Below are 18983 nucleotides of genomic sequence, written 5' to 3'. Positions count from 1 at the left end.
GTGGTGGTCGGGTGACGGGCGGGACATGGCTACTGGATCACCACCTTGACGATGCCGGTGAGGGCGATCTGAGCGAGAGAGAGGGGGACAAGGAGGGTCCAGGAGAACTTCTGCAGCTGGTCCTCGCGCAGGCGGGGGTAGGTGACGCGCAGCCAGATGACGACGAAGGCGAGGACGGCCGTCTTGAGCAGGGTCCAGACCCAGCCGAGGCCGTCGGCGCCCCAGGGACCGTGCCAGCCGCCCAGGAAGAGGACGGTGGTCAGTCCGCACAGGACGACGATCCCGGCGTACTCGGCAAGGAGGAAGAGAGCGAAGCGCAGTCCTGTGTACTCGGTGTACGCACCGAAGATGATCTCCGAGTCGGCGACCGGCATGTCGAAGGGAGGGCGCTGGAGTTCGGCCAGACCGGCGATGAAGAAGACGACCGCTCCGGTGATCTGCCACGGCAGCCACCACCACTCGAACGCGTCGACGATGCCGGGCAGGGAGACAGTCCCGGCAGCCATCGCGACCGACGCGGCGGTGAGCAGCATCGGCAGTTCGTAGGCGAGCAGCTGAGCGGCGGTGCGCAGACCGCCGAGAAGGGAGAACTTGTTGGCGCTGGCCCAGCCGGCCATGAGGGAGCCGAGCACACCGACGCCCATCACGGCGAGGACGAAGAAGATCCCCGCGTCCAGGACCTGCCCCACGGCGCCCTCGCCCGGGCCGATGGGGATGGCGAGGAGAACGAGCAGATACGGCAGCAGGGCCACGGCCGGCGCGAGCTGGAAGATACGGCGGTCCGCGCCCGCGGGGACGATGTCCTCCTTCTGCGCGAACTTCACGCCGTCCGCGACGAGCTGGGCCCAGCCGTGGAAGCCGCCCGCGTACATCGGGCCCAGGCGGCCCTGCATATGGGCCATCACCTTGTGCTCGGTCTGACCGATGATCAGAGGGAAGGTGAGGAAGACGACGAAGACGACCAGGAGTCGCAGGGCGACGTCGAGCGCGTCGTTCACTGCGGGCCTCCTGCAGGGTCGTCATCGGTGGCCGGACGCTCGGAGCCCGAGCCCGGGTTCGAGCCCGAGCCCGGGTTCGAGGCCCGGTTCGAGGGGGAATCGGGCTTGCGGTCTCGCTCCGGGGGCGCCTCAGTCGCGGCACCCGGCGCGGCCTCGGTCTGAGGCGCCGTCTCCGCCTCAGGTGCGGGCTCCGCGGTGGGCTCGGGTTCTGCGGTGGGGTCGGGTTCTGCGGTGGGCTGAGGGTCTGCGGGGGGCTCGGGCTCCATCGCCCGCTGCGACTCTGCCCCACGCCCGGGCTCCGCCGTGGGCTCCGGCTCCGTCCTCGGCCGGTTTCCCGACTGCGGCTTCCGCTCGGCGTGTGGCTTCGGCTCGGCGGTCGGCTCTTCGGACGCCGGTGGGGCGTCGAAGGCGGGGCGGGCGTGGTGCCAGGGGGCGTCGGCGGAGCGGGGGGCCGTGGAGGGGCGGGCCGGGGTGTCGGAGGGCGCCGCCGGGGGTTGGGGGCGCTGGGAGGCGGAGCCCTGGGATGCGCTGCGGGCACGACGGGGCCCCGCCGGGGTTCCCGGGGTCACCGGCGGCGGCATGGCGGCGGTGGACGGTGCTGTCGCCGGCGGCGTGGGCGCCGTGCCGGGGCCGTCGGTGGCGTCGGGTGCTGTCGCCGGCGGTGCGGCGGCCGGGGGCGGGGTGGCCGTCGGGGCCGTCTGGCTGGCGGAGCCCTGTGAGGCCGCGCGGGTGCGGCGGGCAGGGCGGTCGCCTGTCGCACGGGCGGCCGGGGTTCGGGCGGGGCGGGCCGGGGCCGGAGGCAGCTGGCCCTTCAGGGGACCCCACTCGTTGGGGTCGGGGACGCCCGGGGGAAGCATCTGCCGGCGCTTGGGGCCGCCGTGCTCGGACTCGCCGGGCTCCTTCGCGCCGGGCCAGGCCTTGGCGACGCGGGCGGCCAGGACGAAGTCCTTGCGCAGGGGGTGGCCTTCGAAGGTCTCGGGAAGGAGGAGGTGGTCGAGTGCGGGGTGGCCTTCGAAGGCGATGCCGAACATTTCGTGCGTCTCGCGTTCGTGCCAGGCGGCGCCCGCGTAGACGTCGACTGCGGAGGCGAGGGTCGGGGCGTCGTGCGGGATCGTCGTGCGTACCAGCAGGCGGCGCACCGGGGACAGGGCCACGACGTGCGCAAAGACGTGGAAGCCGGTGCCCGGTTCGTCGACGGCGCTCAGCCAGTCGAAGTAGGTGCAGGACAGACGGTCGCGGGCCACGTGCAGGGCGTCGGTCCAGGAGGCCGGCGGGACGTCCACGGTCAGGACGTCGTAGGACTCCTCGGCTGTGGAGTGCGGGCCGAAGAGGTCCTCGGCGGGGGCGGGGAGCCACCCGGTCGTGGTCATCGGCCCTCCTCGGACGGCGGCGTCGATGAACCCGGTGACGCCGGAGGCCGTACCAGGCCGCTCTGCAGGGCCGCGGTCGAGGCACGCGACGGGGCAGGGCGGCGAGCGGGGGCGGTGGCGTAGCGCTCGTCGAGGGACTCGCGCGCGATCTTCTCCTGGAGCTTGAGGATGCCCTGGAGCAGAGCTTCCGGGCGTGGCGGGCAGCCCGGCACGTACACGTCCACGGGGATGATCTGGTCGACGCCTTTGGTCACCGAGTACGAGTCCCAGTAGGGGCCGCCGCAGTTGCTGCACGCGCCGAAGGAGATGACGTACTTCGGTTCCGGCATCTGCTCGTAGAGGCGCTTCACGGCCGGGGCCATCTTGTCCGTGACCGTGCCGGAGACGATCATCAGGTCGGCTTGGCGCGGACCCGGTGCGAAGGGGATGACGCCGAGGCGGATGAAGTCGTGGCGGGCCATCGAGGCGGCGATGAACTCGATCGCGCAGCAGGCGAGGCCGAAGTTGAAGACCCAGAGCGAGTAGCGGCGGCCCCAGTTCAGGATCACCTTCATCGGCTCGGGGGCGAGTCGGGCCAGCGTGCCGAGCCGCTTCGGCTCGGGCAGCAGAACGGGCTCGGAAGCCGCTTGTTCCGGCGTCACGCCCATGTCAGGACGCCCTTCTTGTATGCGTACAGCAGGCCCACGGTGAGGAAGCCGAGGAAGACGAACATCTCGACGAGCGTGGTCGCGCCGTAGCCGGGGGCGGCGAAGACCGTCGCCCAGGGGAAGAGGAAGATCGAGTCGACCGCGAAGATGACGTAGAGGAAGGCGTAGACGTAGTAGCGGACCTGGGTGTGGGCCCAGCCCTCGCCGACGGGGTCGACTCCGCACTCGTACGTCAGAAGCTTCTCCGGGGTGGGGACCACCGGGCGCAGCAGGCGTCCCGCGCCGAAGGCGACGGCGACGAACAGCACGCCGACGACGGCGAGCAGCCCGACGACGGAGTAGGACTGGAAGTAGTCGGCCGCATAGTCCGCAGCGACATCGACGGTCGGTTCCCGCACGTCCGTCCCCTCGCTCCCTGACCTCAGCCTCTTCGACGGCAGGCCGGTTCGACGATCTGTACGCACGGGAGTCTAGGCCCTGATAAAGGGACGGTAAGCAGCCCGTCACGGGTCGGGACGTGAGGCGGGGGTTTTCCCCCGGTAGCGGAAGGCAGCAGACCTCATGGCGCGGGGTCGTGCAGGGCGGCAGGCTAGCCCGTATGACCGCTTCCGCCAGCCATTCCGCCGTCCCTTCGGGTCCCTCCGGCCGACCGGCTTCCTCCGGCCGGCCTGGCGCGGGGCACGACGACGACCGTCTGCCTCCGGCCCGGGCCGCGTTCGATCCGCAGACCTGGCGGGAGATCGCGTACCTGCTGACCAATCTGCCGATGGCGTTGATCGGGTTCACCTATGTGATGACGGTGATCGTCACCGGGGCCTCGATGACCGTCACGGTGGTGGGGTTGCCGTTGCTCGCGCTCGGGCTGGGCGGGGCGCGGCTGATGGGCCGCTTCGAACGGGCGCGGGCGCGCAAGCTGCTCCGGGTGCGGATCGACGAGCCGAGCCCGCTGCCGCTGCGCAGGGCGGGCGGCCCGCTGCAGCGGATGTGGCTGGTGCTGAAGGACCCGGTGGCCTGGCGCACGGTGCTGTACGACCTGATCCGGCTGCCCTGGGGCGTTGTCACGTTCAGCGTGGTGGTGCCCTCGCTGTTCGTGCTGTGGCCGGTGCTGCCGTTCCTGGCGCGCGGTCTGACCAACGCGGACCGGGCGATGGTGCGGGGCCTGCTCTCACCGTCCGACGAGTTGGAGCGGCGGATCGCGGAGCTGGAGTCCGACCGCGGGGTCGTGGTGGACACGGCGGCCGCCGATCTGCGGCGCATCGAGCGCGATCTGCACGACGGGGCGCAGGCCCGGCTGGTGAACCTGGCGATGGGGCTGGGTCTGGCCAAGGAGAAGTTGCTGGAGGGGCAGGCCGACGAGGTCGTGGCGGCGATGGTGGAGGAGGCGCACGGCGAGGTGAAGCTGGCGCTGCAGGAGCTGCGGGACCTGGCGCGCGGCATCCACCCGGCCGTCCTGACCGACCGCGGGCTGGACGCCGCGCTGTCCTCGGTGGCCTCGCGCTGCACGGTGCCGGTGAAGGTGACCGCCGACCTGCCGAGCAGGCCGGCGCAGGCCATCGAGGGCATCGCCTACTTCACCGTGTCGGAGCTGCTGCAGAACATCAGCAAGCACAGCGGGGCCCGGTCGGCCTCGGTCGACGTGTGGCGGTCGGGCGACCGGATGCTCGTCCAGGTGTGGGACGACGGCCGGGGCGGCGCGCGGATCGACGGCGGATCGGGGATGCGGGGGCTGGCGGAACGGCTGGACGCCGTCGACGGGCTCTTCGTCCTGGAGTCGCCGGAGGGGGGTCCCACGACGGTGACCGCGGAGCTCCCCTGGCGGGACCGGGGCGGGAGGCCGTGACCGCGCGGGGTAGGGAAAACCCCCCTTCCAAGAGGCCGACGGACTCCATGGTCCGCGCGACGGCCGCCGAGGAGGCTGGGAGGTACGGATCGACAGCTGCGCGATGAGCAGGACGAGTAGAACGGACGACGCCGATGGCCACGCAGTACGACCAGTACGGGCACCCGCACGGGCGGTACGACGGGAACGCAGGGCACGACGGATACGTCCGCGACGACCGCGGGTACGGGCGCGGGGGCGAGGCCGGGCACGGGGCACGGGAGCGCCGGCAGCTGCTTCCGGTGGGACTGCGTGAGCCCCTCACCGCGCGCCACTGGCAGGAGCTCGTGTACGTCCTGCTGAGCCTGCCGATCAGCATCGTGGGGTTCACCTTCGCGGTGACGATGCTGTCCCTCGGGGCGGGCCTGCTGGTGACGTTCCTCGGCATCCCGGTGCTGGCGGCGGGCCTGACCGCGTGCCGGGGCTTCGGGGCGCTGGAACGGGCCCGGGCGCGCGGGCTGCTCGGTCTGGAGGTGGCCTCCCCGGAGCCGCTGCGGCCGCGCGGAAGCGGTGCGATGGCGTGGATGGCGGCCGCCCTCAAGAGCGGCACGTCCTGGCGGAGCGCCCTGTACGCGGTGCTGCACCTGCCGTGGGCGGTGCTGTCCTTCGGCGTCACCGTGGCGGTGTGGTCGGCCGGCTGGAGCATGCTGACGTATCCGCTGTGGTTCTGGGTCTTCCCGGTGCACGGCGGTCAGGGCGGCGTCCAGCTGTACGGCGACGAACACCACAGCGTCTACCTCGACAACCCGTTCGAGATCGCGGTGACGGCTCTGGTGGGTCTGCTCATCACGCTGGCCACGCCGTGGATCGTGCGGGCGCTGACGACGGTGGACCGGCTGCTGGTGCACGGGCTGCTGGGGCCGTCGTCGCTGGGGGCGCGGGTGGTGGAGCTGGAGTCCGACCGCGGGGTCGTGGTGGACACGGCGGCCGCCGATCTGCGGCGCATCGAGCGCGATCTGCACGACGGGGCGCAGGCCCGGCTGGTGGCGCTGGCGATGGACCTCGGGATGGCGAAGGAGAAGCTGCGGGACGACCCGCAGACGGCGGCGCGGATGGTGGGCGAGGCGCACGGCGAGGTGAAGACGGCGCTGCAGGAGCTGCGGGACCTGGCGCGCGGCATCCACCCGGCCGTCCTGACCGACCGCGGGCTGGACGCGGCGCTGTCCTCGGTGGCCTCGCGCTGCACGGTTCCGGTGAAGGTGGAAGTGGACCTGGCCGAACGGCCGGCTCCGGCGATCGAGGGCATCGCCTACTTCACCGTGTCGGAGCTGCTGCAGAACATCAGCAAGCACAGCGGTGCCCGGTCGGCCTCGGTCGACGTGTGGCGGGCGAAGGACCGGCTGATGCTGCAGGTGGCGGACGACGGGGTGGGCGGAGCGGACGCCTCCGGCGGCGGGTCGGGGCTGGCCGGGCTCGCCGGACGGCTGGACTCGGTGGACGGGATCCTCGTCGTGGACTCACCGGTGGGCGGCCCCACCAGGGTCACCGCGGAGCTGCCCTGGCGGGGCGGCCAGGTCTGACAGCCGTCGACCCACGGGACGGCCCTCCCCTCCCGGACTTTCGTCACGCGGCTGCCGGCTGCCGGCCGTCGCCTCTTGGCTCCCGGCCCTCGCCCCTCGTCACGCCGCTCCCGCCCCTCGCCCCTCGTCACGCCGCTCCCGCCCCTCGCCCCTCGTCACGCCGCTCCCGCCCCTCGCCCCTCGTCACGCCGCTCCCGCCCCTCGCCCCTCGTCACGCCGCTCCCGCCCCTCGCCCCTCGTCACGCCGCTCCCGGCCTCTTCCTCCCGCCACCGGCTCCCATCCCTCGCCCTTCGTCACGCGGCTCCGACCCCCTCCTCCCGTCGCCTCGGCCGGCGGCCGAAAGACGGTGGGTCGGGGCTGTTTTCGCGTCGTCCTCCAGCCGGGCCCGACTCTCGCCGGGTAGAGACGAGTCTGTTGCTGAAATGCTTGACTGGTTCGACCGACGGGCGGACGGGTGGGCGGCTGGGGGGCCGAGGATCGTGGAGGACAGGGTGCGGGTGGTCATCGCCGAGGATTCGGTGCTGTTGCGGGAGGGGCTGACCCGGTTGCTCACCGACCGGGGACACGACGTGGTCGCGGGGGTCGGGGACGCCGAAGCCCTGGTCAAGACGATCACCGAGCTGAACGACGAGGGCGCGCTGCCCGACGTCGTCGTCGCGGACGTGCGGATGCCGCCGACCCATACGGACGAGGGTGTGCGGGCCGCCGTCCAACTGCGCAAAGCGCACCCCGGACTGGGCGTGCTGGTGCTGTCACAGTATGTGGAGGAGCGGTACGCCACCGAACTGCTGGCCGGTTCCAGTCGCGGGGTCGGGTATCTCCTCAAGGACCGTGTGGCCGAGGTGCGGGAGTTCGTGGACGCCGTGGTGCGGGTCGCCGAGGGCGGCACCGCTCTGGACCCGGAGGTCGTGGCGCAGCTGCTCGGGCGGAGCAGGAAGCAGGACGTGCTGGCGGGGCTCACCCCGCGGGAGCGGGAGGTCCTCGGGCTGATGGCCGAGGGGCGGACCAATTCGGCGGTCGCCCGGCAGCTGGTCGTCAGCGACGGAGCCGTCGAGAAGCACGTCAGCAATATCTTCCTGAAGCTCGGGTTGTCGCCGAGTGACGGAGATCACCGCCGAGTACTGGCAGTTCTCACTTACCTGAATTCATAAACAGATGGCACTGTGCCGTTCGTCGGGTCAGGAAATCAGAGGGGGGAACTCGGAGGAAGCGGCGGAGAAACACCACAGAACCGCGGCGGGATTCCGGAGCGTCTAACGGAGGAGCGCCGGGGGGCGGGAAATCATGGTTAGCGGGGGTGCCGGGCCGTCTCGGGACAGTGACCGTCATACGAATGGCCGAAGGAAGGCGACCCTTACAGACGTAGGGTTGATCCGTGGAGGGCCTTCGGGAAGGGCGCTCCGGGACAGCCGCCTCGAGGGAGGTCCAGTTCAGTGACCAGTCAGGTCAGCCCAGCAGAACAGGCCGACGGAACCGACGGAGCGGATGCGGCCGTCGTGGGAGAGCAGCGCAGACGGGGCGGGACGAAGGACGTCCGCCGGCTCGACCGGGTGATCATCAGGTTCGCGGGGGACTCCGGCGACGGCATGCAGTTGACCGGTGATCGTTTCACTTCGGAGACGGCGTCGTTCGGCAACGATCTTTCGACGCTGCCGAACTTCCCGGCCGAGATCCGCGCGCCCGCGGGAACGCTGCCCGGGGTGTCGTCGTTCCAGCTGCATTTCGCCGATCACGACATCCTCACTCCGGGCGACGCGCCGAATGTGCTGGTGGCCATGAACCCGGCGGCGCTGAAGGCGAACATCGCCGATGTGCCGCGCGGGGCCCAGATCATCGTCAACACGGACGAGTTCACCAAACGCGCCATGCAGAAAGTCGGGTACGCGGCCTCGCCGCTGGAGGACGGCTCCCTCGACGGTTATCAGCTCCACCCGGTCCCACTGACCACACTGACCGTCGAGGCGCTCAAGGAATTCGACCTCACCCGTAAAGAGGCCGAGCGCAGCAAGAACATGTTCGCGCTCGGTCTCTTGTCGTGGATGTACCACCGGCCCACCGAGGGCACCGAGAAGTTCCTCAAGTCGAAGTTCGCGAAGAAGCCCGAGATCATGCGGGCCAACCTGGCCGCGTTCCAAGCCGGCTGGAACTTCGGGGAGACGACCGAGGACTTCGCGGTCTCCTACGAGGTCGCTCCGGCCGCGCAGGCCTTCCCGGCCGGCGTCTACCGCAACATCTCCGGGAACCTGGCCCTGTCCTACGGCCTCGTCGCCGCCTCGCGGCAGGCGGATCTGCCACTGTTCCTGGGCTCCTATCCGATCACACCGGCCTCGGACATCCTGCACGAACTGTCGAAGCACAAGAACTTCGGCGTGCGTACCTTCCAGGCGGAGGACGAGATCGCCGGGATCGGCGCGGCGCTGGGCGCGGCCTTCGGCGGCAGCCTGGCCGTCACCACGACGTCGGGCCCGGGCGTGGCGCTGAAATCGGAGACGATCGGCCTCGCCGTGTCGCTCGAACTGCCGCTGCTCGTGATCGACATCCAGCGCGGCGGGCCGTCGACGGGCCTGCCGACCAAGACCGAGCAGGCGGACCTGCTGCAGGCGATGTACGGCCGCAACGGCGAGGCCCCGGTGCCGATCGTGGCCCCGCGCACCCCGGCCGACTGCTTCGACGCCGTCCTGGACGCCGTCCGCATCGCCCTCACCTACCGCACCCCGGTGTTCCTGCTCTCGGACGGCTATCTGGCCAACGGCTCCGAGCCGTGGCGGGTGCCGTCGCCGGACGAGCTGCCGGATCTGCGGGTGCAGTTCGCGCAGGGCCCCAACCACACCCTGGCCGACGGCACCGAGGTCTTCTGGCCCTACAAGCGCGACCCGCACACCCTGGCCCGCCCCTGGGCGATCCCGGGCACGCCCGGCCTGGAGCACCGCATCGGCGGGATCGAGAAGCAGGACGGCACCGGCAACATCTCCTACGACCCGGCCAACCACGACTTCATGGTCCGCACCCGCCAGGCCAAGGTGGACGGCATCGAGGTCCCGGACCTCGAGGTCGACGACCCGCACGCCGCCCGGACCCTGGTGCTGGGCTGGGGTTCCACCTACGGGCCGATCACCGCGGCGGTACGGCGGCTGCGCGCCTCCGGGACGCCGATCGCGCAGGCCCATCTGCGCCACCTGAACCCCTTCCCGCGCAACCTCGAAGCGGTGCTGAAGGGGTACGACAAGGTCGTCGTCCCCGAGATGAACCTCGGCCAGCTCGCCACCCTCATCCGGGCGAAGTACCTGGTGGACGCCCGCTCCTACAACCAGGTCAACGGCATGCCGTTCAAAGCGGAGCAGCTCGCCGCGGCGCTCAAGGAGGCCATCGATGACTGAGACGTCGACACACCGCCCCGGCGGCACCACCGAGGCGCTCGCCCTCGTGCCCAAGGCCGAGGCCCGGCAGTCCATGAAGGACTTCAAGTCCGACCAGGAGGTGCGCTGGTGCCCGGGCTGCGGGGACTACGCGATCCTCGCCGCGGTCCAGGGCTTCATGCCGGAGCTGGGTCTGGCGCGGGAGAACATCGTCTTCGTCTCGGGCATCGGCTGTTCCTCGCGCTTCCCGTACTACATGAACACCTACGGGATGCACTCCATCCACGGCCGCGCTCCCGCCATCGCGACCGGCCTGGCCTCCTCGCGCCGCGACCTGTCGGTCTGGGTCGTCACCGGCGACGGCGACGCCCTGTCCATCGGCGGCAACCACCTCATCCATGCCCTGCGCCGCAACGTCAATCTCAAGATCCTCCTCTTCAACAACAGGATCTACGGCCTGACCAAGGGCCAGTACTCCCCCACCTCCGAAGTCGGCAAGATCACCAAGTCGACGCCGATGGGCTCACTGGACTCGCCCTTCAACCCGGTGTCCCTCGCCATCGGCGCGGAGGCCTCCTTCGTCGCCCGCACCGTCGACTCCGACCGCAAGCACCTCACCGACGTGCTGCGCCAGGCGGCCGCCCACTCCGGCACGGCGCTGGTCGAGATCTACCAGAACTGCAACATCTTCAACGACGGCGCGTTCGACGCCCTGAAGGACCGTGAGAGCGCCGAGGAGGCGGTGATCCGGCTGGAGCACGGGCAGCCCGTCCGGTTCGGGGCCGGCCTGGCCAAGGGCGTCGTCCGCGACCGGGCGACCGGCGATCTGAAGGTGGTGGCGGTGACGCCGGAGAACGAGGCCGACGTCCTGGTCCACGACGCGCACGCCGCGTCTCCGACCACCGCCTTCGCCCTCTCCCGTCTCACCGACCCCGACACCCTGCACCACACGCCCATCGGCGTGCTGCGCTCGGTGGAACGGCCCGTGTACGACACGCAGATGGCGGACCAGCTCGACACCGCCATCGAGCAGCACGGCAAGGGCGACCTCGCCGCACTGCTGGCGGGCGGCGACACCTGGACCGTCTCCGGCTGAGACGAACGGCCCGCGCGGGCACGGTGTGATGTGCGTGTGCGGGCGCGGTGCCGTGTGCGGGCGCGGTGCCGTGTGCGGGCGCGGTGCCGTGTGCGGGCACGGTGTGATGTGCGTGTGCGGGCGCGGTGCCGTGTGCGGGCGCGGTGCCGTGTGCGGGCGCGGTGCCGTGTGCGGGCGCGGTGCGATGTGCGCGCGCGGCGTGCGGCGCGAACCGCGTGGGCGGCTAGTGGGCCCGGGGCCGGTGGTCCCGGGCCTCGTCGTATGTCTGGCGGGCCTGCTCCACCTCGGGCATGCGCCGGTGCGTCCAGTCGGCCAGTGCGCGCACCTGCTCCGCGGCCTCCCGGCCGAGGTCGGTGAGGGAGTAGTCGACGCGGGGCGGGATCACCGGCTTGGCGTCGCGGTGGACGAGGCCGTCGCGCTCCAGGGTCTGCAGGGTCTGGGTCAGCATCTTCTCGCTGACCTGGCCGATCGCCCGGCGCAGTTCGCTGAACCGGTACGAGCGGTCGAGAAGGTGGATCAGCACGAGAACGCCCCAGCGGCTGGTGAGGTGCTCGAGGACCAGACGGTACGGGCACATCGCGTCGTCGACCCTCGGGGTACTTGCTCGCGGGGCACTTGCTCGCGGGGTACTTACGGTCATGCCAGTACCTTACTTCAAAGTGGGTACTTTCGTTCAGTTAGCGCTTCCCTTAGGGTTAGTGCATCCCCGCAACCCCACCAGGAGTTTCTGAGCCATGAGCATCGTCGTCACCGGAGCCACCGGAAACCTCGGCCGTCACGTCGTCGAGCAGTTGCTGGAGAAGGTTCCGGCAGAGCAGATAACAGCCGTCGTGCGCGACGAGGCCAAGGCCGCCGACCTCGCGGCCCGCGGCGTCAGGCTCGCCGTCGCCGACTACAACGCCCCCGAGACCTTCGACGGCCTCTTCGCCGCCGGCGACAAGGTGCTCCTCGTCTCCGGCAACGAGTTCGACAAGGGCCGCGTCGGGCAGCACAAGGTCGTCATCGACGCCGCGAAGGCCGCCGGCGTCGCCCTCCTCGCCTACACCAGCGCCCTCGGCTCCCTGAGCGCCGCGCTCGCCGACGACCACAAGGGCACGGAAGCGGCGCTCCTCGAGTCCGGCGTCCCCTACACGCTGCTGCGCAACGGCTGGTACAACGAGAACTACACCGAGCAGCTGGCCCCCGTGCTGCAGACCAACGCCGTCACCCAGGCCGCCGGCGAGGGCCGCGTCGCCTCCGCCGCCCGGGCCGACTACGCCGCCGCCGCGGTGGCCGTCCTCACCGGCGAGGGCCACGAGAACACGACGTACGAGCTGAGCGGCGACACCGCCTGGAGCTTCGCCGAGTACGCGGCCGAGCTGAGCCGGCAGACCGGGCGGGAGATCGTCTACAACGCCGTCTCGGTCGATGACTTCGTCGGCATCCTGACGACCCACGCCGGACTCCCGGGCCCGCTCGCCGCGATCCTGGGCGGTGTGGAGGCGTCCATCGCGAAGGGTGAGCTGGCCGGCACGAGCGGCGACCTGTCCCGGCTGACGGGACGTCCCACCACGCCGATCGCCGACTCGATCGCGGTCGCGCTCAAGGGCTGACCGCCGCTGCAGGGCTGACCGCTTCCGCGCCGGTGCGTGAGTCACCCCACCCCCGCCTGTCATGACCGTATGGCGATACGGACATGACAGGCGGGGGTGCTCGGCGTTACCGTCGTCCACGCATGCCTGACGTGGGAGGGCCTGCCGCGAGAGAGAGGGGCCCGTGGTGGCCGGGACGTCGAAGAGTGAGGGCCGGATAGGTCTGCTGAACGGCTTCGCGGCGTACGGGATGTGGGGCCTCGTGCCCCTCTTCTGGCCGCTGCTCAAGCCGGCCGGGGCGACCGAGATCCTCGCCCACCGCATGGTGTGGTCCCTCGCCTTCGTCGGCGTCGCCCTTCTCGTGGTGCGGCGCTGGGCGTGGGCAGGAGAGCTGCTGCGGCAGCCTCGCCGGCTGGCGCTCGTGGTGGTCGCCGCGGCCGTCATCACCGTGAACTGGGGCGTCTACATCTGGGCCGTCAACAGCGGCCACGTGGTCGAGGCGTCCCTCGGATACTTCATCAACCCCCTGGTCACCATCGCCATGGGGGTGCTGATCCTCAAGGAACGCCTGCGGCCAGTTCAGTGGGTGGCCGTCGGCGTCGGCTTCGCGGCGGTGCTGGTGCTGACCGTCGGCTACGGCCGTCCGCCGTGGATCTCCCTCTGCCTCGCCTTCTCGTTCGCCACCTACGGGCTGGTGAAGAAGAAGGTCAACCTCGGCGGGGTCGAGTCGCTGACCGCCGAGACGGCCGTCCAGTTCCTCCCGGCGCTGGCGTACCTGATCTGGCTTTCCGCGCACGGTGACGCCACGTTCGCGACGGAGGGCACGGGGCACGCGGCCCTCCTCGCCTCCACCGGTTTCGTCACCGCCCTCCCCCTCGTCTGCTTCGGCGCGGCGGCGATCCGCGTGCCGCTGTCCACGCTGGGTCTGCTGCAGTACCTGGCCCCCGTCTTCCAGTTCCTGCTCGGCGTCGTCTACTTCGACGAGGCGATGCCGCCCGAGCGCTGGGCCGGCTTCGGCCTGGTGTGGCTCGCGCTGGTGCTCCTCACGGCGGACGCATGGCGCTTCGCACGCCGCCCGAAGAGGCAGGTCGAGGTGACCGAGGCGTCGTTGGCGACACCGGCCCCCGCAGACGCCTGACGACCGGCCGTCCCCACAGACGCCTGACGACCGGCCCTCTTCCGGGTGAACCTCGCGCGCGGCGGCGTGCTCGCTGGTTGAGTGGACGGCATGACGCAGACACCCGCATCGTCGGCCTCGCCCGGTCCCACCCCCACCCCCACACCCGTGCCCACGCCGGTGCCCGTGCACTGGAAGCTCGTGATCGACGCCGCCGACCCGCACGCGCAGGCCGACTTCTGGGCCGCCGCGCTGCACTACACGGCCGAGGACAACGGCGCTCTCATCGAGCGACTGCTGGAGCTGGGCGCGCTGCCGGGCGCGGCGTCGGTGGAATTCCACGGTCGGCTCGCCTTCCGGGACCTGGTCGCCGTGCGCCACCCCGGCGACCCGTACGACCCCGACAGCGGGACCGGACTCGGGCGGCGGCTGCTTTTCCAGCGGGTACCGGAGGCCAAAACGGTGAAGAACCGGCTCCATCTGGATCTGCACCCCGGTGCGCAACGGCGGTCCGAGGAAGTGGCGCGGCTGGCCGGACTGGGGGCGAGCGTGCTGCGGGAGGTGAAGGAGCCGTCCGGCGAGTGGGTGGTGATGGCCGACCCCGAGGGGAACGAGTTCTGCGTCCACTAGGGGCGCACGGGTGAGGGCGGGGCTCCACGTCCGGCGCGGTGCGTCCGGCGCGGTGCGTCCGGCGCGGTGCGTCCGGCGCGGTGTGCCCGGTGATCCGTGTCCTGTTGGCGCTCTTGACGCATGGTCAGTGAGAGTTCACGATCCTGGAACCCCACTCACTGTGGAATCCCTGTGATCCGGTGATTCCCGAGGAATTCGGAGCCCCCACATGAAGCTCCCCGTCTCCGGCCGTGCGGCGGCCGCCGGCGCCGCCTCGATTGTCATGCTCCTGACCATAGGATCGACGGCCGGCGCGGCCCCCGCACCCGGGCCCGCCCCCCTCGCCGCCGCTCCCGACATCCCCGTGGCCAACGTCAAGGCGCACCTGACCCAGCTGCAGTCCATAGCCACCGCCAACGGCGGCAACCGCGCCCACGGCCGGGCCGGCTACAAGGCCTCGCTCGACTATGCGAAGGCCAAGCTGGACGCCGCCGGGTACACCACCGTCGTCCAGCAGTTCACGTCGTCCGGGCGCACCGGCTACAACCTGATCGCCGACTGGCCCGGCGGCGACACCGGCCGGGTCGTCATGGCCGGCTCCCACCTCGACAGCGTCACGGCGGGCGCGGGCATCAACGACAACGGCTCCGGTTCGGCGGCCGTGCTGGAGCTCGCCCTGACCGTGGCCCGGACCGGCTACCAGCCCACCAAACACCTGCGGTTCGCCTGGTGGGGCGCGGAGGAGCTGGGCATGGTCGGCTCCCGGTACTACGTCAACAACCTGTCCTCGGCGAACCGCGCCCGCATCAGCGGCTACCTCAACTTCGACATGATCGGCTCGCCGAACCCCGGTTACTTCGTCTACGACGACGATCCGACCATCGAGAAGACGTTCAAGGACTACTTCACCGGCATCGGCGTCCCGACGGAGATCGAGACCGAGGGTGACGGCCGCTCCGACCACGCCCCCTTCAAGAACGCGGGCGTGCCGGTGGGCGGTCTGTTCAGCGGCGCGGACTACCGCAAGACTGCGGCGCAGGCGGCCAAGTGGGGCGGCACGTCCGGCCGGGCCTTCGACCGCTGCTACCACTCCTCCTGCGACACCACCGCCAACATCGACGACACCGCCCTCGACCGCAACGCGGACGCAGCCGCGTACGCGGTCTGGACACTGTCCTCCTGACGGGGGCTCCGGCCCTGGCCCTGTCGTCCTGACCGAGTCCTGACCGGAGTCCGGTCCGCGCCCGGCTGCTTCGCGGTCGCTACCCGCCCGACCTGCGGGCGCGTGCGGCCAGCCGGAGCATGCGCGCGCGGGCCGACTCCAGCTCCTCGACGTCGTCCGCGGCGGGGCCCTCCTCGGCGGCGAGCTCCGTCCACAGGCCGAGGAGTTCCGTCCCCAGGTTCAGGCCCTGGAAGGGGTCGCGTACGGCACGCCAGGCCGCGGCCGCGCTCTGGACGTTGCCGTACGCGCCCTCCGCGCCCCCGGCCCGGCGATGGAGGCGGGCCAGCTCGAGGGAGATGTGGAAGGCCCGCAGCGGGTCGCCCGCCAAGTAGGCGATATAGGCGGTGAGTTCGCGCAGCCGGAGCACTTCGGGGTGCTCCGGCCCCAGCGTCCCGGACGCCTCCAGCACGGTTCGCTCCGCGAGGCCGGCCGCGACGTCCGTCCGGCCCGCCCTGACGGCCTCGTTGATCCGAGCCATCGGCTCGGCGAGGAGCGCGGGTGCTCCGTCAGGGCCCTGCAGGGTACGGGGATCGTCCCCGAGCACCGCCTCCGCGACCGCGTCGAAGCCGCGGGCGGGGGTGGGTTTGGGGTCGGGATCCAGGCCCGCGACGGAGATGAGCTCCTCGGGGACGAGCGGCGTGGGGCTGGGGGTCGAGGTGAGGGTGGTGGGGACGGCGGACACAGGAAGCGGGAGCGGAATGGGCGCCGAGGGTGGGTTCAGGACCGAGGTCGGGGCCTGGGGCGGGGGTGCGGTCGGGGCCTGACTCGGGGGTGCGGTCGGGGCCTGGGGGGTGGCGGTTTCCGGGTTCGGTCGCTCGTCCATGGTCGGGGGCGGGCCGAACACACCGGTCGGGGCGGCGACCGTGCCGGGGGCCTGAACGTCACCCAGGGCTTCCTCCGACTCCGGCTCTGAAGCCATGGCGCCTTCCGGCTCGGGGGACGACTCCGGTACGGCCCGGAGTGCGTACGTCGGTGACGGGTCCGAGCCCTGCGTCCGCCCCGCCTCCGCGTGCCTCTCCGTCTCCGGCTCCCTCTCGGGCACCGTGCGCATGGGGAAGGTGGGGCTGGTGTCCCGCACCGGCTCGGACACGGGGCGCAGGAGGTGTGTGGCGCTGTCCCGTCCGGGCCCGGGCGCCAAGGGCCGTCCGTCCTCGACGACGGCGGAAGTCACCGGAGGCGCGACCGCCGGAGCCGGGGCCGCCGGTGTGCGCAGGGGCTCCGCCGTGAAGTGGCTGGAACCGTCCGGGTCCACGCGCAGGGGGACGACGTAACCGATGCGTTCGTCGTGGACGGTGGCGAGAACCGAGTGGCCCGTGGCGAGGGCGATGCGGTGCAGGTGGCCCAGGACGGCGCGCTGGATCTCCTCGCCCTCGACCGCCGCGACCGGAACACCGCCTATCGTCGCCGCACCGCCCGCACCGCCCGCACCGCCCGCGCGGACGTGGACGTCGAGGGGCGCCACCACTCCGGCCGGCCGGCCGGGGTGCTTCTGTTCCCGCTTCTTCTCGCGGCTGAGTCGAGACATCGGTTCCTCACTCGGATGCGCCGTCACGCTCCGGTCGTCCACGTACGCATACATGTACACGTACTGTTGAGTCTCTCCGAGCGCTCCCGGTCCTCACGTCACCACGACGTCACAGCCTCGTTCCAGGAACCCACGCCCCCTCTCGGGCCGCGCCGGGAACCAGCCGGAACCCGGGCCGCCCGGAGCAGCGGCGACGACCGGGAGGAACACGAGGATGCGGACGACGGACGGGCAGCGGGGGCCGGAGATCTGGATCCGCGGGCCGGTGCCCGCACCGGATCCGGCGCCGCCGCCCCACCCTGACGTCGCCACGCCCCGGCGCTTCTCCTGGGTCGCCACGCACGGCGGGGCCGGCAGCACCACGCTCGCGGCGGTCTACGGCGGCCACGACTGCGGGCGTGGCTGGCCGGGCGCCGGCGCTCCGCCGTCCGTCCTGCTGGTCGCCCGCACCCACGCGACGGGGCTGGATTCCGCCCTGCGCGCGCTGGAGGCGTTCCGGTGCGGGGACGTCCCGCAGGGCCTCGGCCTGGAGGCGGTGGTCCTCGTCGCGGACGCGCCGGGACGGCTGCCGCGGCCGCTCGTCCAGCGGGTCGGGGTGATCGAGTCGGTCATCGACGTGTACCGCGTGCCGTGGGTGGCGGACTGGCGGCTCGGCGACCTGACCGGCAGCCCGCCGCGAGAGACCCAGCCGTTGTCCCGCCTCACCGGGGCGGTGACCGGACGGTCCCGGTGAGCGGGCGCGGGCGGCCGGACGGGCTCACCGGGCGCGGGGCCGGGATGAGGGCGGCCGGGCCCTGGGAGTGGCCCCCGGCCGTGGAACTCGCCGAGGCCGTGCGGGCGGGTCGGCTTCGGGCGGTGGACGTCGTCGGCGAAGCGCTCGGCCGGATCGCCCGGGCAGACCGTTCCCTGTGCGCCTTCGCCGAGGTCTGGGACGAACGGGCCCTCTCAGCGGCGCGTGAGGTCGAGGTGCGGGTCGCCGCGGGTGAGCGGCTGCCGCTGGCCGGGGTGCCGATCGGTGTGAAGGGGCGGTACGGGCTGCGTACGGCGGGCCCGTTGATCGCCGCCGGCTGTGTGCCGGTGGGGGCGACCGCCGTGCCCGGCGCGGGGACGCCCTGGCAGACGTGGGGACTCGGCGCCCACGGCCGCACGGTCAATCCCTGGCGTGCGGACCGCACGCCAGGCGGCTCCTCGGCGGGCGCGGCGGCAGCGGTGGCCGCCGGACTCGTCCCGCTCGCGACCGGCAGCGACGGCGCCGGCTCGGTGCGCATCCCGGCCGCGTGGTGCGGAGTGATCGGCCTGAAGACCACGAATGCCCGACGGCCCCCGGGCGATCGGACCGGCGATCCGACGCGGGGCGGGGCCGGGGACCTTACGGGGCTGGCGGCGCCCGGTGTGCTGGTCCGGTACGCGGCGGACGCGGCGGCGTACTGGCGGATCACAGCCCGGGAGTCTGCTTCCGAAACGCCCGAAAGAGCGAACCCCGCGAACCCCGATCCGCCCGTCGCCCTCTTCTCCCCCGATCTGGGCTTCGCCGGTCCCGACCCCGAGCCGGTCGCCGTCGCCAGGGCCGCTGCGGCGCGCCTCGCCGCGGCCGGAGTCCTACGGCTGCTGCCCTCCGCAACCCTGCTGCACCTGGAGGACCCCGCTCCGGCCTGGTTGGCACTGCGCGGCCCCGGCGCGGACCGCGGCCCCGGCGCGGACCGCGGCCCCGGAACGGACCGCGGCCCCGGAACGGGCCGTGGCCCCGGTGCGGACCGCGGCCCCGCCGAAAGCGTCAGCGCGGCGAACGACCGACTGCTGGCTGCCTTCTTCTCCCGGGCGGACCTGCTGCTGACGCCCACCACCCCGAACCCCGCGCACGGTCACGAGGGCCCCGGCGACCGGTATTCGACGGCGTTGACCTGGGCGTTCAACCTGAGCGGTCACCCGGCGATCAGTCTCCCCGCGGGGATCGGCGCGGACGGCTGTCCGTTGGGACTCCAGGTGATCGCTGCCCACGGCGGCGAAGCGACGCTGCTGGCCGTCGCCCGGGCCGCCGAGAGCTGACGCCCACCACGCCTCTCACTCCCCAC

At 72.1% G+C, this 18983-nt stretch carries 17 protein-coding genes; 11 read left to right on the top strand and 6 right to left on the bottom strand.

Annotated features, from left to right (window positions below):
• Positions 1-29: 29 nt before the first annotated feature.
• Genes QA802_RS24870 through QA802_RS24855 form a run of 4 tightly spaced genes read right to left on the bottom strand, consistent with a single transcriptional unit; the run spans position 30 to position 3413 of the window.
• Complete coding sequence (locus QA802_RS24870; RefSeq protein WP_319164254.1) at positions 30-998, bottom strand: complex I subunit 1/NuoH family protein; 969 nt, start codon at positions 996-998, stop codon at positions 30-32.
• Positions 995-2368 (bottom strand): NADH-quinone oxidoreductase subunit C, encoded by a 1374-nt coding sequence (locus QA802_RS24865; RefSeq protein ID WP_334526762.1) that lies wholly within the window; start codon positions 2366-2368, stop codon positions 995-997. The genes QA802_RS24870 and QA802_RS24865 overlap by 4 nt, the downstream gene beginning before the upstream one ends.
• Entirely contained in the window at positions 2365-3015 is a 651-nt protein-coding gene (locus QA802_RS24860; RefSeq protein ID WP_334526759.1) for an NADH-quinone oxidoreductase subunit B, read from the bottom strand. Before QA802_RS24860 ends, QA802_RS24865 begins: the two co-directional genes overlap by 4 nt.
• A complete protein-coding gene (locus QA802_RS24855; RefSeq protein ID WP_319164251.1) occupies positions 3006-3413 on the bottom strand; it encodes an NADH-quinone oxidoreductase subunit A in 408 nt (135 codons plus the stop codon). Before QA802_RS24855 ends, QA802_RS24860 begins: the two co-directional genes overlap by 10 nt.
• Before the next feature lie 200 nt (positions 3414-3613).
• Here QA802_RS24855 and QA802_RS24850 point away from each other — a divergent pair, with 200 nt between their 5' ends.
• The 5 genes from QA802_RS24850 (at position 3614) to QA802_RS24830 (ending at position 10867) form a co-directional block, all read left to right on the top strand.
• Entirely contained in the window at positions 3614-4855 is a 1242-nt protein-coding gene (locus QA802_RS24850; protein ID WP_334526754.1) for a sensor histidine kinase, read from the top strand.
• Positions 4856-4989: 134 nt separating this feature from the next.
• Entirely contained in the window at positions 4990-6414 is a 1425-nt protein-coding gene (locus QA802_RS24845) for a sensor histidine kinase (RefSeq protein ID WP_334526752.1), read from the top strand.
• Positions 6415-6906: 492 nt separating this feature from the next.
• Positions 6907-7566 (top strand): LuxR C-terminal-related transcriptional regulator, encoded by a 660-nt coding sequence (locus QA802_RS24840; protein ID WP_503461622.1) that lies wholly within the window; start codon positions 6907-6909, stop codon positions 7564-7566.
• A 282-nt stretch (positions 7567-7848) separates the two neighbouring features.
• Positions 7849-9792, top strand: coding sequence for a 2-oxoacid:acceptor oxidoreductase subunit alpha (locus QA802_RS24835; RefSeq protein WP_334526747.1), 1944 nt, complete (start codon positions 7849-7851; stop codon positions 9790-9792).
• The gene (locus QA802_RS24830; RefSeq protein WP_334526744.1) at positions 9785-10867 is read left to right on the top strand and encodes a 2-oxoacid:ferredoxin oxidoreductase subunit beta; all 1083 of its coding nucleotides are present in this window, start codon (positions 9785-9787) and stop codon (positions 10865-10867) included. Before QA802_RS24835 ends, QA802_RS24830 begins: the two co-directional genes overlap by 8 nt.
• A gap of 223 nt (positions 10868-11090) precedes the next feature.
• On the opposite strand, the gene QA802_RS24825 is transcribed toward QA802_RS24830, so the two are convergent.
• Positions 11091-11507, bottom strand: coding sequence for a winged helix-turn-helix transcriptional regulator (locus QA802_RS24825; RefSeq protein WP_443042177.1), 417 nt, complete (start codon positions 11505-11507; stop codon positions 11091-11093).
• Between the two features lie 94 nt (positions 11508-11601).
• Between QA802_RS24825 and QA802_RS24820 the strand changes: the two genes are divergently transcribed.
• From QA802_RS24820 to QA802_RS24805, 4 genes are all read left to right on the top strand, one after another.
• Positions 11602-12459, top strand: a complete 858-nt coding sequence (locus tag QA802_RS24820; protein WP_334526737.1) for an SDR family oxidoreductase — start codon at positions 11602-11604, stop codon at positions 12457-12459.
• Between the two features lie 166 nt (positions 12460-12625).
• Positions 12626-13576, top strand: a complete 951-nt coding sequence (rarD, locus tag QA802_RS24815) for an EamA family transporter RarD (protein ID WP_334526734.1) — start codon at positions 12626-12628, stop codon at positions 13574-13576.
• A 90-nt stretch (positions 13577-13666) separates the two neighbouring features.
• The gene (locus tag QA802_RS24810; RefSeq protein ID WP_334526731.1) at positions 13667-14185 is read left to right on the top strand and encodes a VOC family protein; all 519 of its coding nucleotides are present in this window, start codon (positions 13667-13669) and stop codon (positions 14183-14185) included.
• Positions 14186-14393: 208 nt separating this feature from the next.
• Positions 14394-15347, top strand: a complete 954-nt coding sequence (locus tag QA802_RS24805) for a M28 family metallopeptidase (protein WP_334526728.1) — start codon at positions 14394-14396, stop codon at positions 15345-15347.
• 79 nt (positions 15348-15426) lie between these two features.
• Here QA802_RS24805 and QA802_RS24800 read toward each other — a convergent pair whose 3' ends face one another.
• Positions 15427-16911 carry a tetratricopeptide repeat protein gene (locus QA802_RS24800; RefSeq protein ID WP_334526725.1) on the bottom strand — a complete coding sequence of 495 codons (1485 nt, stop codon included), beginning with the start codon at positions 16909-16911 and terminating at the stop codon, positions 15427-15429.
• Between the two features lie 214 nt (positions 16912-17125).
• Here QA802_RS24800 and QA802_RS24795 point away from each other — a divergent pair, with 214 nt between their 5' ends.
• Together QA802_RS24795 and QA802_RS24790 are read left to right on the top strand one after the other, a co-directional pair.
• Positions 17126-17644 carry a hypothetical protein gene (locus QA802_RS24795; RefSeq protein ID WP_334526723.1) on the top strand — a complete coding sequence of 173 codons (519 nt, stop codon included), beginning with the start codon at positions 17126-17128 and terminating at the stop codon, positions 17642-17644.
• Between the two features lie 44 nt (positions 17645-17688).
• The gene (locus QA802_RS24790; RefSeq protein WP_334526721.1) at positions 17689-18957 is read left to right on the top strand and encodes an amidase family protein; all 1269 of its coding nucleotides are present in this window, start codon (positions 17689-17691) and stop codon (positions 18955-18957) included.
• Positions 18958-18983: the final 26 nt, after the last annotated feature.

Origin of the sequence: Streptomyces sp. B21-105 (assembly GCF_036898465.1) — a bacterium.
Classification (GTDB): domain Bacteria; phylum Actinomycetota; class Actinomycetes; order Streptomycetales; family Streptomycetaceae; genus Streptomyces.
The sequence above is the reverse complement of the archived record's forward strand: the minus strand, read 5'-3'. Positions and strand labels throughout refer to the sequence as shown.

Bases quoted from the DNA above. Each gene is read 5' to 3' on its own strand.
- QA802_RS24865 (WP_334526762.1), bottom strand. From the start codon at position 2,368: ATGACCACGACCGGGTGGCTCCCCGCCCCCGCCGAGGACCTCTTCGGC.
- QA802_RS24860 (WP_334526759.1), bottom strand. From the start codon at position 3,015: ATGGGCGTGACGCCGGAACAAGCGGCTTCCGAGCCCGTTCTGCTGCCC.
- QA802_RS24850 (WP_334526754.1), top strand. From the start codon at position 3,614: ATGACCGCTTCCGCCAGCCATTCCGCCGTCCCTTCGGGTCCCTCCGGC.
- QA802_RS24845 (WP_334526752.1), top strand. From the start codon at position 4,990: ATGGCCACGCAGTACGACCAGTACGGGCACCCGCACGGGCGGTACGAC.
- QA802_RS24830 (WP_334526744.1), top strand. From the start codon at position 9,785: ATGACTGAGACGTCGACACACCGCCCCGGCGGCACCACCGAGGCGCTC.
- QA802_RS24825 (WP_443042177.1), bottom strand. From the start codon at position 11,507: ATGACCGTAAGTACCCCGCGAGCAAGTGCCCCGCGAGCAAGTACCCCG.
- QA802_RS24820 (WP_334526737.1), top strand. From the start codon at position 11,602: ATGAGCATCGTCGTCACCGGAGCCACCGGAAACCTCGGCCGTCACGTC.
- QA802_RS24810 (WP_334526731.1), top strand. From the start codon at position 13,667: ATGACGCAGACACCCGCATCGTCGGCCTCGCCCGGTCCCACCCCCACC.
- QA802_RS24805 (WP_334526728.1), top strand. From the start codon at position 14,394: ATGAAGCTCCCCGTCTCCGGCCGTGCGGCGGCCGCCGGCGCCGCCTCG.
- QA802_RS24800 (WP_334526725.1), bottom strand. From the start codon at position 16,911: ATGTCTCGACTCAGCCGCGAGAAGAAGCGGGAACAGAAGCACCCCGGC.
- QA802_RS24795 (WP_334526723.1), top strand. From the start codon at position 17,126: ATGCGGACGACGGACGGGCAGCGGGGGCCGGAGATCTGGATCCGCGGG.
- QA802_RS24790 (WP_334526721.1), top strand. From the start codon at position 17,689: ATGAGGGCGGCCGGGCCCTGGGAGTGGCCCCCGGCCGTGGAACTCGCC.